The 14,436-nt window shown below is 31.9% G+C and carries 20 protein-coding genes; all 20 read left to right on the top strand.

Annotation, left to right across the window (positions count from 1 at the left end; all coding sequences use genetic code 11):
• Positions 1-2 precede the first annotated feature (2 nt).
• Positions 3-380 carry a hypothetical protein gene (locus N4A68_11845; GenBank protein ID MCT4564987.1) on the top strand — a complete coding sequence of 126 codons (378 nt, stop codon included), beginning with the start codon at positions 3-5 and terminating at the stop codon, positions 378-380.
• 65 nt (positions 381-445) lie between these two features.
• Entirely contained in the window at positions 446-1,000 is a 555-nt protein-coding gene (locus N4A68_11840) for a molecular chaperone GrpE (GenBank protein ID MCT4564986.1), read from the top strand.
• A gap of 246 nt (positions 1,001-1,246) precedes the next feature.
• Entirely contained in the window at positions 1,247-1,480 is a 234-nt protein-coding gene (locus N4A68_11835) for a hypothetical protein (GenBank protein MCT4564985.1), read from the top strand.
• A 518-nt stretch (positions 1,481-1,998) separates the two neighbouring features.
• Positions 1,999-2,892, top strand: coding sequence for a helix-turn-helix domain-containing protein (locus N4A68_11830; GenBank protein MCT4564984.1), 894 nt, complete (start codon positions 1,999-2,001; stop codon positions 2,890-2,892).
• A 249-nt stretch (positions 2,893-3,141) separates the two neighbouring features.
• The gene (locus tag N4A68_11825; GenBank protein MCT4564983.1) at positions 3,142-3,264 is read left to right on the top strand and encodes a hypothetical protein; all 123 of its coding nucleotides are present in this window, start codon (positions 3,142-3,144) and stop codon (positions 3,262-3,264) included.
• Between the two features lie 307 nt (positions 3,265-3,571).
• A complete protein-coding gene (locus tag N4A68_11820; GenBank protein MCT4564982.1) occupies positions 3,572-4,000 on the top strand; it encodes a hypothetical protein in 429 nt (142 codons plus the stop codon).
• A 43-nt stretch (positions 4,001-4,043) separates the two neighbouring features.
• Complete coding sequence (locus tag N4A68_11815; protein MCT4564981.1) at positions 4,044-4,211, top strand: hypothetical protein; 168 nt, start codon at positions 4,044-4,046, stop codon at positions 4,209-4,211.
• Positions 4,212-4,216: 5 nt separating this feature from the next.
• Positions 4,217-4,558, top strand: coding sequence for a hypothetical protein (locus N4A68_11810; GenBank protein ID MCT4564980.1), 342 nt, complete (start codon positions 4,217-4,219; stop codon positions 4,556-4,558).
• A gap of 26 nt (positions 4,559-4,584) precedes the next feature.
• Positions 4,585-6,213, top strand: a complete 1,629-nt coding sequence (locus N4A68_11805; GenBank protein MCT4564979.1) for a hypothetical protein — start codon at positions 4,585-4,587, stop codon at positions 6,211-6,213.
• Positions 6,210-7,067: an RcpC/CpaB family pilus assembly protein gene (locus N4A68_11800; protein ID MCT4564978.1), complete on the top strand. Its 858-nt coding sequence runs from the start codon at positions 6,210-6,212 to the stop codon at positions 7,065-7,067. Before N4A68_11805 ends, N4A68_11800 begins: the two co-directional genes overlap by 4 nt.
• A gap of 12 nt (positions 7,068-7,079) precedes the next feature.
• A complete protein-coding gene (locus tag N4A68_11795; protein ID MCT4564977.1) occupies positions 7,080-7,988 on the top strand; it encodes a hypothetical protein in 909 nt (302 codons plus the stop codon).
• On the top strand, positions 7,978-9,603 hold the full coding sequence (locus N4A68_11790) for an ATPase, T2SS/T4P/T4SS family (GenBank protein ID MCT4564976.1): 1,626 nt from the start codon (positions 7,978-7,980) through the stop codon (positions 9,601-9,603). The genes N4A68_11795 and N4A68_11790 overlap by 11 nt, the downstream gene beginning before the upstream one ends.
• Positions 9,600-10,604 carry a hypothetical protein gene (locus tag N4A68_11785; protein MCT4564975.1) on the top strand — a complete coding sequence of 335 codons (1,005 nt, stop codon included), beginning with the start codon at positions 9,600-9,602 and terminating at the stop codon, positions 10,602-10,604. Before N4A68_11790 ends, N4A68_11785 begins: the two co-directional genes overlap by 4 nt.
• 15 nt (positions 10,605-10,619) lie before the next feature.
• On the top strand, positions 10,620-11,549 hold the full coding sequence (locus N4A68_11780) for a hypothetical protein (protein MCT4564974.1): 930 nt from the start codon (positions 10,620-10,622) through the stop codon (positions 11,547-11,549).
• 36 nt (positions 11,550-11,585) lie between these two features.
• Positions 11,586-11,714 carry a hypothetical protein gene (locus N4A68_11775; GenBank protein MCT4564973.1) on the top strand — a complete coding sequence of 43 codons (129 nt, stop codon included), beginning with the start codon at positions 11,586-11,588 and terminating at the stop codon, positions 11,712-11,714.
• A 55-nt stretch (positions 11,715-11,769) separates the two neighbouring features.
• A complete protein-coding gene (locus N4A68_11770; GenBank protein MCT4564972.1) occupies positions 11,770-12,186 on the top strand; it encodes a hypothetical protein in 417 nt (138 codons plus the stop codon).
• Between the two features lie 78 nt (positions 12,187-12,264).
• A complete protein-coding gene (locus N4A68_11765; protein ID MCT4564971.1) occupies positions 12,265-12,630 on the top strand; it encodes a hypothetical protein in 366 nt (121 codons plus the stop codon).
• A 1-nt stretch (position 12,631) separates the two neighbouring features.
• Positions 12,632-13,105: a hypothetical protein gene (locus tag N4A68_11760; protein MCT4564970.1), complete on the top strand. Its 474-nt coding sequence runs from the start codon at positions 12,632-12,634 to the stop codon at positions 13,103-13,105.
• Positions 13,106-13,107: 2 nt separating this feature from the next.
• Positions 13,108-14,163, top strand: a complete 1,056-nt coding sequence (locus N4A68_11755; protein MCT4564969.1) for a tyrosine-type recombinase/integrase — start codon at positions 13,108-13,110, stop codon at positions 14,161-14,163.
• Positions 14,150-14,436: hypothetical protein (locus N4A68_11750; GenBank protein ID MCT4564968.1), on the top strand; the 287-nt coding region annotated here is incomplete at its 3' end. The genes N4A68_11755 and N4A68_11750, both read left to right, overlap by 14 nt.

The following is a 14,436-nucleotide window of genomic DNA, read 5'->3' as shown; positions in this document are numbered from 1 at the left end:
GTATGAAAAAGAAAGATCAAAGAAAAATACTAGGGCCAGGAAGCAGTACAAGCTATAAGCTTCCAGTTATTAAGGGCAATGAAAGCCAAGAGTTTTACAGATGGTTAAATAGTTTTAGTAGTATAAATGGTGCTATCACTGAGGCGCTTAAGCTTAAGTTCGCGATTGATAATTTAATGAAAAAAAGAAAATCAAGCGATGCTCTTAGTAGTGAGGTTAATGTGAAGATAGAAAAGGCTACTCAAGATATAGTTGATATAGAAGATATTCATAGGTTTGATACAGAAAATAGCGCAGTTTCAGCTATGAATATAAGTGATGTTAAAAATGCTATTGATCTTGAAATGATAAAGCGTACTTTTGATTCTGTGAGGAGGTAGGCTATGAATACTGCAAAAAATATCCGAAGAAACCAAGATGGTAACGACCATAGGAGGGTATTGAAATGAGATGTTGTTTTGATGGAGAAACACAAAAAAAGGAAATAGAAACGATTAAACCGAGACAGTTCAATTTGAATCTTTCTGATGCTGATGTGAAAAGAATATTTAAAAAAGCTGGTGCTTGTAATATTACGGTGGAGTATTTGCTTGAAAGTTTTATAGGTGACCTTATTTCTGGTACATATTCGAATGGCTCTGATGAAAGAATGTATGCTGAAAATTGGTTTGAAAGATGTGGGTTTTCGTGGATGTATAACAAAACTTTCTTGATATATCTTCTTCAATATGACTTTTTAGAAGATGCTATAGGAATATACGAAGATATACAAGTCTTTAAAGAAGAACTTCAATATTCAAAAGAAGAACCAAAAGAGTTTACCAAAGAAGAAATTGAAGATTTAAAAATTGATTTGGAAGATTCACAAAATGAATTAAATAGTCATTATTCTAATTATATAGAATGGGCAGAATGCAATGGTAGAAGTTTAGAAGAAGAAATGAAAGAAATTTTTGAATGGATTAAAAAGAGAGATGAGAAGTTAAATAGTAGTTGTTAAAATAAGCTTTTGTGAGAGATTTTTATATGAAAAATTATGATATAAAAGATATATTAATAAGAACTTTTCATAATAAGTGTGACAACTTCTGGCTCAATCGATTATGCCATCTTGGAGAGTATGAAGATGATCCGAAACCTTGTATGGAATCATAGAATAGGATTTAATAGTGTTGACCTTAGTGTTGGTGCCACAGGAGGTGAAAATTACTAGTATAGAAAAGTGTTTTATATGTGGCGAATGGATTTGGAAAGATTAAGACATTGCTTTTATCATAAAAGATGTTTAAGCAAAAAGACTGTTAAAGCTGTTGAGGTTTACGACATTAAGGAAGTAGAAGAAAGTCTAGATAATTTAAGAGAAACTTTAGAAAATTGTTTATTTGAGATTGAAAGACTAGATAATTTAGTTAAGAAATTGAGGGGAAATATGAGAGAAAGAATATATAGAGTCGGAGAGTATGCCTATTGTAGAGAATGAAATAAGGTATTAAGAACTTCGGCTTTCATGGCAGATACTATAGCTATAATGAGTCAACTCTATTGGGATAATACTAAAAAATAATAACATTGTAATTAGTGTATAGCTGATCGTTATACTAATAGCCAATATACCATACTGCAAAAAATCTAGTTTTGGATTATTATAATATACCTCAGGGAGTAAATGAAAGTGTATGAAAATATAAGGAGAGCTTTTATGACTGGTTTAAGATGGCTAAAAATGAGTTGATTATGGATGATGATAGAAAATATGCTTGAACTCATAAGGTGTAATATACGCAATCAAATTATAAATAATAGTTTTAAAAAAGGTAATACCTTTTAGGATGCATTCATAGGTTGCCTTAGATAGAATCTCAGGAAAAGGTATTACCCAGAAAATCAAGACTTTTTAATATTTCAACTATGAAATTTATTGTGAAAGGTATTACCTTATAAATCGCTGTAAAAAAGGTAATACCTTTTTTAAGAATATGGAAAAAAGGGGGTGTTAATTTGTCATATGGAAATGTTGAGAATGTTTTAAAGATAGAAGGAGTAAAGGCAAAGGGGTTTGGGATCATTCCTAAAATCGCTATGCAGGATACCAGACTGACCATTGAAGCCAAGGCTATATATTCATATTTTTGCAGCTATGCTGGAGCTGGTACTACAGCTTTTCCAAGTGTAAAAAAAATTATTTCTGATCTTAAGATTAGTAAGGATAGGTATTATAAACATTTCGATTTACTTAAAAAATATGGATATATAAAAACAGAGCAAAAAAATACACAGGGCAAGTTCAACCAAAATATCTATATATTAGTCGAAAAGCCTGTTGAAGTCACCGAAGAAAAGACGAGTCCTCAAAACAAGGAAACGGTAGATACACCGAATCCCTATTTTAAGGATACGGGAAATAAGGATTCAGATAGACCGTGTCCTTATTTTACGCATACGCAAATCCCGCATACGCAAAATCCGAATACGGAAAACCAGGACAGTAAAATTAACAGTCTTTTTAAAATCAACAGTTCTTTAAAATCATCAGTCAGTCAATCAAAGGAAGGACAGGCTAAAGGATTAACACAGGAGGAAGTAGAAGAGCTAAATGATATATTTGAGAAAGCTGAATTAGGATTATTTAATAATGATGAAAAAATATTTGTAATACAAGCTATCCATGAGCTGTATTTTAGCAATGGTGAAAAAATCAATAAGACAATAGTATCCAAACACGAAATCAGAAATGAACTTAAGAAACTAACATTAAACACTATAGATTTTGCTTTGAGAAAATTCAAATCTACTAAAAACACTACTAAGATAAAGAATCCTAAGAATTATTTTAAGGTTATTTTGTTTAATTCCATTAGTGAAGCTCATGTAGAAAATTTGAGAATAATTTAGGTAAAACAGTGAAAATATCTAAAAATTACACGTAACAAACTTGTAAAGCATGGTAATTTCAACACTATTTTCTAATGGCTAAAAATTAAGCATCATAAGACATAGAATACAGAGGAGTATAGATTGTATAGGGAATGTGAGTTATATTTGCCTTTGGATTGAAGTAGATTCTTCAGTCCTCGTTCTCTTAGAGGTGAAGTTTTGCGGATAAGTATAGCATAGATGAAAGTCGTTGTTAGGAGAGGTGAAATGAGGATAGAAATTATTTCAGATGTTTTAGTTGGCGTAGTGGATAAGTTGATGAGAGCTCAAGTTTCCGGGAGGGGTAAATTCTATATAGTAATCGATGCGGAAAGGTATATAAAATTTTGACCTAAGACTTTTGAAAAGACCCTTGGTGAAGTTTAGGTAAAGCTGTCTAAAAGGAGTCCATGATGTATCTTGAAAGCTAAGATATGTTATTGTAACTAATGAAGATAAGTTTATTAATATACAATGTGTTGGTAAGAGTATTATGGTCATAACTGTTTATAAAGAAATATGAAATGTTGAAGGAACTTACAATAAAGGAGGAGAAAAAATTGATAGTCATATTAGGCTTGATTGCCGTATACATGCTTTTAAGCCTTGTAAACCATATAAATATAGATGAAATCAAAAACTAGAAAGGATGATAAAAGTGAATGGAAAAGGATTAAATAAAATAGTTAGTATATTTTTAATGACATTTATATTAACTATTTTCTTTTCAGCTATGGCCTTTGCAGGACCAATTGAACAGCTTGAAAAACACTACAAAGTAGATTGGGATTTAGTATTTCAAATACTAGGTGGACCAATGGGATTCATAGCTATAATAATTACGCTAATTGGTGTCGTTGTAATAATTATTGTTATTGGAGCCGCAGCATGGAAAGCACTGATGCTTGCATTAGGAAAGGGAAAATTTGGGAAGGAAGAAATCAAAAGATTTGGTACTGCCCTCATTATAGCTCTGCTAATTACAGGTGGAGGAATATTCTCTATACTTAAATTTGTTGACAATAATATTGTAGATCCTGGAGTAAAAACTACAACAGGAGCTGGTGAAACTAAGGATAATGATTAGAAATAAGATTTTACAGCAAATATTGAAAATGGAGGAGATATAAATGACATTATTAGAACAAACATTAGAAATTGTAGTTGAAAATTCTAAAACTATGACTAAAGAGCAGTTCAAAGAATATTATATAGCAGTTGCTGGAATGTTTACTGAAGAAGAGGGAAAGGGCGAGATTCTAAGTAAAGGCGAAGAGCTACTAGAATATATGGAGTAATTGAAATGGGAGAGTACTTAAATCCAGGAGATAATATTAATTGGGAAGCACTTAGCGGGTTTATAGCAATAGGATCTACTGTAATAGCTATCCTAGGGCTTTTAATACTTGTAGGGACCATTAGTTATGCAGCACACAAAGCCATTAAACTGGCCCTCGGAAACGGCGGATTTGGTAAGGGAGAGTTGAAAGTAATAGGTTTTGCCGTAATAGGAGGGCTTCTTCTTTCTGGAGGAGGATGGCTTAGCTTACTAAAATATTCAGATAGAACCGTGATTGAGCCAACTAAAAAAATTATTCAAGATCAAGAGATTCTAAAGGGGAAAGAGAAGAAATTAGATGAATAAAGCATCTGATGAAGGGAGGGGTGTACATGATGAAAATAATTAAGAAAAATAAAGCAAAAGTTGATGAAATAGAAATAAAACAAGCAACAATCCTCCTGGCAGTATGTGACGAAAACCTTAGAAAAAGTTTAACAGATATACTTAGTAAAATTGAAGGTGTCACCATAAATGGAGAAGTTGCAGATACAAAGCAGATGCTTGAGGTAATTAGTAGGGAAGATAACAATAACTTAGATATAATAGTTCTTTCTACAGATATCCCATCCCATGAAAGTCTAATGTATGTAACTAAAAGGATTCCAAGGGAAATCAGAATATTAGCCCTAGATACAGCAAGAATAAACAAACTCATATACGGAAAACTTCAAGAGGATGGAGTAGAGTTTATTGAGGAGTTAGAAGAACTTGAAAAGTATATATTTTTAGAGGAAATAGATGAAGATGATGAAGGATTAGAAAAAGTAAAAAAGAAAAAGGATAAAAATGCTGAAAAGAAACCAAGAGAACCAAACAATGAAAAGAAAGTTGTAAAGAGAAAGAGAGGAAAAAACTATACAATAACTGATCTTATCAAAAATCAAAAAGTAGATTCAAATACCCAGCTTAAAGAAGTTGTGAGAAGTGTAGAGACCACAAAGCATGCTGTTATAAAAAAAGAAAAAATCATATATAGGCATCCGAAGGACTATAAAAAGACCATAGCTCTATTTAGCCCAATGAGTACAGGTAAAACAGAATTAGCTTCTAATATAGCAAAATCCCTTGGCGATAAGGGAAAGAAAGTCATACTCATGGATCTTGATTTTGAGAAATATGGACAGCTATATAATTTTAAAATACCTAGTGGAGAAAGATGTGAGAATTTCTTTAAATATAGGCTGCTCTTCAAAAAAACAGAGGAGTATTTAAGTAGTGAATGTAATTTTGAATTTACTGACAAAACAATTGAAGATCTAGCGGCACATAGGGAAAAAAACCTACTTGTCTTTACGGGGCATATAGAAGTACCTATTAAAGACAAAAATGAGATTAATAAGATGTCCAGCGAAATACTTACAGAGCCCATCTTAAGAAGTTTAAAATTAAATACCTTTGAAGCTAAGGCAATAAAGGAGAGCTACATAGAAAATAAGATTATGATAGAGCCCGATACTCTAGCATATATAATTAAAAAATTTAAAAGCCTCGGAGATGTAGTAGTGATAGATGTAGGTAAGAACCTACCCTACGATCTTATGAAGGTAATAATGGATATCGATAATCTTGAAAAAATCCTAGTGACAACTCAAAATATTGAGCATCTGAATAGTATACCATGTTTATTTAGATTGAAGCATGATGTAGATTTTGATGATTGGACCATTGTCACTAATATGCATAGAAAAATTAAAGGACTGAAGGATGAAGGTATACGTAGATATTTTGAGGATAGCGAAGGCTTAGAAAAGAAATTTAAAATAAAGGATCAATTTATGGTTCCCTATAATGCTGCAGCTACAGCCCATAAAGCAAATAGAGAGTGTATATATGGGAAGGATGAGGATTTCGATAATGCTATAGATAATATTATAAATACCTGTTTAGGGATACAAAGGTATAAAGAAGGAATGGTAAGCGGTTTTTTAGGTAAATTAAGAAAGGGGTCATGGCTTTGAAGTTAAAAGGCAGTTTTAAAAATATACTAATTTCAATAATGTTTCTAATTATTGCAGTAGCAGCCGCATCATATATTTACATTGGATCTGCTAAAACAAGGAAAATAGTTAAAATACCAGTTCTCAGAAATAATATTGGAATAGGACAGCAGATAAAGGAATCGGACATTGTTAATAAAGAAATTGGTGAATTCAAATTAGATAAGGATATAGTTAAAAGCAAGGATGAATTAATTGGTAAATATGCCCTAATGGAAATTTTCCAGGGAAGATATTTATATAAAGATGATATTAGCTCCATAAAGCCTGCCACAAAGGTCAATGAAAAAATTAAATATGGAGCCCTTGCAGTTACGACAGACCTTAACAAGTGCGTGGGAGGGATTCCAGGGGATGGAGATTATGTAAAAATAAATATCATTAGAAAAAAGGATTCAAACAATGAAATGGAGATTATACAGTATAAGGAGCTCAGTAGGGTTAAGATACTGGCGATAGAAAATTCTTATGGTAACTTTATCAAAACCGAAGCCCAACCGGAAAACGGTCTAGCCTCAGGATCTAACCAGGTAAAACCTGCAACGGTAGTATTTGATGCAAAGCCAGATCAAGAAAAAAGACTTCTTGAAGGAGAATATTCAGGTGATATACATCTAGTGCCACTACCACTTGCTATGCAATCTGAGGATGGAGAGACAAATGGGCAGACGGGGATAACAAATACTACCGAAAAGGAAACTAAAGACTCGGAGATGAAAAAGGAAGTAGCTAAGGATCAGCAGGAAGATAAAGAGATACTAAAGTCTAATAAAGAAGTCAATAAGCAAGAAAGTACAGGATTTAAGGTTAATTAAGGTGGGATCGTTATGAAAAAAAAGATATTTAACAAAGTGACTCTAATAACTTCTCCTAGGGGAAGGATTGGGACTACCACTATAGCTAACAATTTAGGATATATATTTGCTAAAGAAGGATACCTAACAGCTGTAATAGAGCTTAATAGGCAATGTGGATCAAGTCCATATTTAAATTTTATAAATAATGATAATACAGATAAAAGCCTTAAAACAGCAATGGAAAGCTATGATGAAGAAGAAATAATCAAAAACTTCATGCAGTCCAAGCATCATGATGGTTTGTTTACATTATCCTTAAGGCAACACGATGAGCTACATTCGTTATATAAATTTAGTTCTGATCAAATTCAAAGGATCATAAAGGTAGCTAGAAAGAAGTTTGATAAAGTATTTATAGATTCAGGAATGTGCTACGTCGATAATGGGTTTATAGCATCCCTAAATATACATCCTGATCAGATAATACAAATACTAGATGAGGATATAGTTTCGTGGCATAAGCTCAAGCTCTACGAAGACTTTATAAAAAACACAAATATGAAGACCTTTAGTAATGTAATTACAATAATAAACAAACACCAGGACTTGCTTTCAGACAAACTGGTGGTAGAACTTAAAAGGGAAATGAAGATACTTAGATTAGATAGGGTATATACAATACCATATCTTAAGAGAATCATAAAAGCCAACAATGAAGGTGAGCTCCTTGCCGATATAATTCCAGTAACCAAGAATGAGAAAAGATTTGTAAAAACACTAAAGAGCTTATATGAAGAAATTTCAAACCCAAACACAGAAAAGGAGAGTAAGGAAATTAGTAAAAATTCAAAGGGATTATCGTTTAATTTGTTTTCTAAAAAAAAGCATAAAGAGAAGATAGGAGATGTAGAGAAGGGGGACGAGCTAAGTGCCGGATAAAAAATTACTTAAGGATGTTAGAGATGTTTTAGAAAAGGATCTTCCACCAGAAGTCTCCCAGGTAATAAATAAATTAGCAAACGAATACATAAAAAATGAAAAAAAAGAAAATACAGGATATTTAGATGATCATATACCTGATATCGAGGGACTAATATATAAAGCAGCTGTCACTGAAGGTGATGGAAAGATATCATCAAATAGCTTGGAAGGGATTAGAAGTAAGCTACAGGAACATCTTAGGAATAATCATGCTGAGAAGTTTTTAAATATTGATTCCGATAGGGCAGCAAGGGAAGCCATAAAGAAAGAAATTAAAGGCTACTGCCTTAATAATGCTGTAGCAATAAAGGGGAAAAGCCGAGAAGAAACTATAAAAATACTTAATAAAGAAATTCTAGATTATGGGATTCTAACAGACCTTATCTTCGATTACGATAGGTTAGAAGATCAAAAAATAGAAGAAATTAGAGTGGACGATTGGAATGACATTAGAATAATAATCAAAGGACAGGAATATAGAACAAAATACAGTTTTGAAAGCCCGGAGCAGTGCTTCGCAATAGCCCAGAGAATGTGTAGGAATACTAATTCTAACATGCCCAAAAAAGATTGTCCCTTTGTAAGGCTTCGTATAGGAAATAGTATTAGGGTATCAATCATGACTAGTAATGTTGCAAGACGATCCGATAATCCATCGGGGGTCCCCGTTACCCATATGGTTATTAGGAAACAAGACGATGATCCATTTACAAGGAATGACTTAATTGGATTCGGTTCTATAACAGATTATGGATATGATCTAATCTTGGCAGGACTTAGGGGTGGAGTTTCTATGGCTTTTTATGGTGGAACCAATAGTGGAAAGACAGGAACCATGAGGGCATTTACTACACAAATAGATAAAAATAGAAGAACCCTATCCATAGCGGAAATCGATGAAATGGACTTAAGAGAAATCGATCAAGTAACAGGTAAAGCAGTAAACAGTGTTTTAATGTGGGAAATTGATCAGAGTAATGGAATGGATTTTCAAAAGTTATTTAATGCTTCCCTCACATTTACACCGCAGACACTGGTTCTTCAGGAAAGTAAGGGGGGAGAGATAGTAGCTGTAATAAATATGAGTATAACGGGACATCAAATGGTTATAACAATACATGCTAAGGATCTTGAGACATTTTCACTAAGACTTTTAGGAATGTACAAGGAGAGTGGTTCAGATTTATCCGATGATCTTATCCTTGAATACATTAGAAAGGCTTTTCCACTTCTTGTTCGCATGAAGATATATGCAGACGGTAAAAGAAGAGTAGCAGATGTAGGAGAAATTGTAGGTTATGACAGAAACACTGGAGAATTTGATATAAATGTTTTATATGAGTTTGAAGTAAAGGACAATTTAGAGGAAGACGTTTATGATCGCATTATTGGCGATAATATCACAAAAATAACTACCATAGGCAGCCATAAAGTCAGAAGATTTTATAGTGATCAGTTGCTAAGGGAGCTTAAAGAAAATGGATTGCCTAAAAGGGTAATAGATGATCTTTATAAAAAATATAAGAGTTTAAAGGACAATCAGGATAAAGAAAATAGGGGGGCTGATAAATGATATATGTAGCTCTTGCTGTTTTACTAGCAGCTGCAATATACCTATTCCTATATACTCTCTTTCTTGACTATAACAAGTACCTGAAAAGTTCAGCTAAAACACTTAAAGGGGTAGTCAATTCTATTAAAGATATTAATAGAATTGAAAAAAGCCTGGAGGAGAGAATATTCCAGGTTGAAAATCAAAACAAAAGAAAGGCAAGGATCAACCTTATAACAGGGGCAAAAAAATCCCTTGATCAAAGAATAAAGGAAAGCATTAATGATATAGTGATGAATAGAAATCATTCCTGGGGCTATCTAATTTACTCCATATCTACCATTGGGTGTGTAATGTTGGGATATACCATAGGAATAAGGCTTAATAATATAGGAGCAGCCTTTATATTGGCCACCGTTGGTACATCATTACCATATATATATTTAACCTATGTTATTGAGAAAAAGAAAAAACTGATGAATAAGGATCTGCTAATGGTCATGGGAAATATTACATCAATATACATGAATAGCAATTCCTTTGTTACAGCCGTTGATGAAGTTGTTCCAACTATTCCAAAGACACTATATGGACAGTTTAAGCTATTTGTAGATGAAATAAAATATTTTGGAGAAGATAGTTTTGATGAAGCTGCTATAAGACTAGCAAATTCTATTAATAACTATTTTTTTTATGAGTATATTCAGCTTGCCATTCAAGCTGAAAAGGGCGAAAATGGCCTAAAATATACCATGAAAAGTGTTCCAGTAGATTACCAAGCCTATTTGTCTAGGAATGAAAAATTCAATAGGAAAGTAGAAAAATATAACATCCAATTTTTAATGATGCTATGTATACTACCCCTTGCTATTAAGTTTTTACAGGTGGTTTCGGATGACTATTACAATATACTGGTAAATAATATAATTGGGAAGGTACTCCTTTTCCTAATCATTATAGTGTATATAGTAGCGTCGTTTCTATTTAGGAGGTATAACAAAGAAGTTAAACTGGAGCTATAGGGGAGGGATAGGAAGTTGCTTTTTTTTATATGTATAAATATCCTTTTAGGAGTATTTATTTATGGCTTTCTAAGAAATTTATACAAGGTTTTTAGATTGTTGCCATCTCAAAAATCAATGCAAAATATTATAGGGATAAAAAAACTAGGTAAAAAGGAAAAAGACATCACTGAAAAATTACTAGAAAAGGGAGAATTTATCTTAAAAAACTCTATAGCTAATTACTTTATCATAAATAAGGATAAGAAAAAGGATATAGAGCAAAAGCTTGAAAGGGTAGGAAGTAATGCTACCTATGAAAGATATATTATTAAAACCGTGGTTTACCCTCTATTAGCTCTTGTGGGAGGAGTGATTTTCTCAAAGACTATTGGGGGTATAACAAATATAAAAACAATTGAATATGTATTTGAAGTAATAACTTTTTTAATAGCATTTATGCTAGTATTTACTCCTAAACAAGAGTTGAGTAAAAAAATTGATAAAAAGGATGAAAAAATACTCTTAGAAATGCCACGGTTTATAAGGACATACCGATATTCACCGGCTACGAAGTCCTTTTCAATGATTGTGAAGGATTATTTAAAAACAGCAAAGGATGGTCTTAGGTATGATCTTACGGTCTTGGAAGCAGACATAAGAATGTACGATGAGGTAAAGGCTCTACAAAGATTTTCTAATAGAGTAAATATAAAGGAAGTTGGGGAATTCACCACGGTAATGATAAACTCCATTAAGGGAAGTAAAGAGGAAGCAGATATGAACCTTTACTTTGTTGAAAACAAATTTGAAGACAAAGCAAACTACATAATTGAAAGGGAGCTTGATAAAAGACCTCCCATACTAGACAGCATAAATGAGGTGTTACTACATGCCATAGGAGTACTTATTATTGTACCAATGGCCATGTATATAGCCTCAGGGATTAGATACATAATGAAATAAGAAAGCTTCATAAAAATTAAACGAGGAGGAATGAAAATGAAAAAAGCTATATCATTGGCAGTTGCAGCAGGGGTTTTAGTATCAGCGGGATTGTACTTTATGAAGAAAAACCCAGAAGTTTTTGATCGAATTATAAACAATGTTTTAAGTCAAATGGGAATGTAGCAAATTAAAATTTAAAGGAGGATAAAAAGGGCTAGGAAACTAGCCCTTACATATTATGAATAGGATTCCTAAATTTCTAATAAATATGGTGATCACAGTAACCCTGTTTTCCATTGCAATAAATGTACCTTCCCTTTGGAATCAGTACACAACTATAAAAAAAGTTGAAGAAGTAATGATAAAATATGCTCAAAAAAATGCAGGGTTTATGCCCATATATGATAAATATGGATCTGTAGTTATGACAGCTGACCAGAAAATAAATGAACTAATGACTATATATGATTTACATGACAAGATTAAAAATATTAAGTTCGTTCCAGGACTCAATATTCCAGTACAGAAGCGTGATAAATTTGAGATAATTATAACCCCTAGGATAGTGATAAAGATTCCTTTTACTGGAGATAAGGAGTTTTCAGCTAAACCCATTAGGAACTATGGTTATTCACATAAATACTTTAAAAATTAAATACGAGGAGGTGGATAAAGGTGCTACAAACTAAAATGGGTTGTAGCATTTTTAAATACTATGACAAGGGTATATGAGATGTTGTTCGATATAGTAGGATATTTTGTTAAAATAGCCTTTCTAGGCATACTTATTGTCATTATACTTCAGTACACAATGATGAATATAGCTGTCTACAAAATAGTAAACAAAGCAGAGGAAGAAGGGAGATTTACATACAGTACATACAGCAAATATATGGGATATATAACCTTCGATACTTCAGACATTAAAGTAGATAAGATTAATCCAAGGTTTGGAGAATATACAGATAAATTAGGATCACCTTTAGATTTAGAAGTTTCAAAAATATTTAGAGTTACAGTGTTTGATAAAGAAATTTCCTTTCCTATAACCTTAAAAAAAAGCGGAATAAACACTGGATACTATGGAAGGGGCTACTAAAGTGAAGGCAGGATTAAAGCTACTAATAGGGTTTATCCTAGTTTTTGGGTTCTTAGCAATAGGAATAGAAACATTTAGAATAGTAAAGTTAAATATGGATATTGAAAAACAGATCACAATCATTTGTGATGATGCAATTGAACTTAGTATGGACGATGAATTTAGAATAGATCATGTATCAATAATTGATAGAAATCTATGCGAAGAATTAATTTGTCATATGCTTATGGATAAATTCAACTTGGATTCAGGATTAAACCCTAAGACGGAAAGTTATTTAGCAGGACCACTTCAGCTGATTGTATTCGATATTGAAGAAGGACAATACAAAATATCAGGGGATAAACCAATACAAAAAACAAATCCCCATGTATGGATTAAAGGCTCCGTTGAAATCCAGCCTATGATTATAAATTTTAACAAGAACATAACTATAAAATTCAAAGTGTATAGTGATAATGAGAGGTTTGATTAACATTGATATTTACAGATAATGAGATTTCGTTGGCTAATTGTAATAATATAAAATATAATTCTGAAAAATGCTTAGAAAGTTATATGTACCATATATCTTTAGAGAAGAAACTTACGAAAGGAACAATTTCTTCTTATAAAAGAGAAATCGAAAGATTTTTTGAGTTTTTACAAAATAATCATAAAAGCAAAAATATTAAAGATGTGTCACAAGACGAGAGTGTTATAAAAGAATATATATATACTTTAGTTAGAACAGGAAATATTGAAAAAACAATTAATAGAAAAATAAGTACTTTAAGGATGTTTTTTAATTACTTGGTATCATCAAAGGAGTATTATGATATTAAATTTAGCCCTATGATAAATATTAGAAATCAGAAAGAGGAGAAAAAGCTTCCCATATACTTGACCTTGGAAGAATGTGAAAAATTCTTATATGGAATTAAATTTTTTAGCACATATGCAACAAGAGATTATGCCATATTTCAAGTTTTTCTTAGCACCGGAGCAAGACTTTCAGAAATATGTAATCTAGAGCTGAACCAAATAAATATCAAAAATGGAATAGTTAAGTTGTATGGCAAGGGAAGAAAAGAGAGACAAGTTGTTTTAACAGATAGTGCATTAGAAGCATTAAAAGCTTATATATATAGTGGTGATAATAAAGATTTACCTAAAAAAGGTAGAGTCCCTAAGGTAAATACAGATGTAATATTTCTTAATAAATATGGAACTCCTTTTACAGAAAAAGGTATATATATGTTATTTATAAATATAACAAAAAGAATCGGTATTTATAAAAAGGGATTAAGTCCCCATAAGCTCCGCCATACTTTTGCAACATTATTAAAAAGTAGTGGTGCTGATATTGTAGAAATTCAAAAACTTTTGGGACATTCATCTTTAAGCTCTACACAAATTTACACACACATCATGGATGAAGATGTATTGAATAAAGTAAAGACTATTCATCCACTAAATAGAAAAGGAATAGATGATGATTTAATAAACAGGATAAATGGAAGGAAAAGGGGGTATTTTTATGAAACAAGGTAGGTTGAATATGTTAAATAAATTTTTAAGACGCTTACAAAATATTAATTTCGGTAAGTTTTTAGTTGTGATGTTATGCGTTATAGTAATTAGTCAAGGACTTTCGATTAATCAATGCTATGCTGATCCCGTAACTAAAACCATGACCATAAATTTTACTGAGGACATGAATCAGAGTAAGAGTAAGACTATAACTATACCTAATTTAAAGAGTATAGTAGATGTATCTGTAAATACAGGGAATGTATCGCATTCCGTGGATGGTGAAAATATAAC

This window comes from Maledivibacter sp. (assembly GCA_025210375.1).
GTDB lineage: Bacteria > Bacillota > Clostridia > Peptostreptococcales > Caminicellaceae > JAOASB01.
The sequence above is the reverse complement of the archived record's forward strand: the minus strand, read 5'-3'. Positions and strand labels throughout refer to the sequence as shown.

Coding starts and splice junctions, on each gene's coding strand:
- N4A68_11845 (MCT4564987.1), top strand. CDS start 3: ATGAAAAAGAAAGATCAAAGAAAAATACTAGGGCCAGGAAGCAGTACA.
- N4A68_11840 (MCT4564986.1), top strand. CDS start 446: ATGAGATGTTGTTTTGATGGAGAAACACAAAAAAAGGAAATAGAAACG.
- N4A68_11825 (MCT4564983.1), top strand. CDS start 3,142: ATGAGGATAGAAATTATTTCAGATGTTTTAGTTGGCGTAGTGGATAAG.
- N4A68_11815 (MCT4564981.1), top strand. CDS start 4,044: ATGACATTATTAGAACAAACATTAGAAATTGTAGTTGAAAATTCTAAA.
- N4A68_11810 (MCT4564980.1), top strand. CDS start 4,217: ATGGGAGAGTACTTAAATCCAGGAGATAATATTAATTGGGAAGCACTT.
- N4A68_11805 (MCT4564979.1), top strand. CDS start 4,585: ATGATGAAAATAATTAAGAAAAATAAAGCAAAAGTTGATGAAATAGAA.
- N4A68_11795 (MCT4564977.1), top strand. CDS start 7,080: ATGAAAAAAAAGATATTTAACAAAGTGACTCTAATAACTTCTCCTAGG.
- N4A68_11785 (MCT4564975.1), top strand. CDS start 9,600: ATGATATATGTAGCTCTTGCTGTTTTACTAGCAGCTGCAATATACCTA.
- N4A68_11775 (MCT4564973.1), top strand. CDS start 11,586: ATGAAAAAAGCTATATCATTGGCAGTTGCAGCAGGGGTTTTAGTATCA.
- N4A68_11770 (MCT4564972.1), top strand. CDS start 11,770: ATGAATAGGATTCCTAAATTTCTAATAAATATGGTGATCACAGTAACC.
- N4A68_11765 (MCT4564971.1), top strand. CDS start 12,265: ATGTTGTTCGATATAGTAGGATATTTTGTTAAAATAGCCTTTCTAGGC.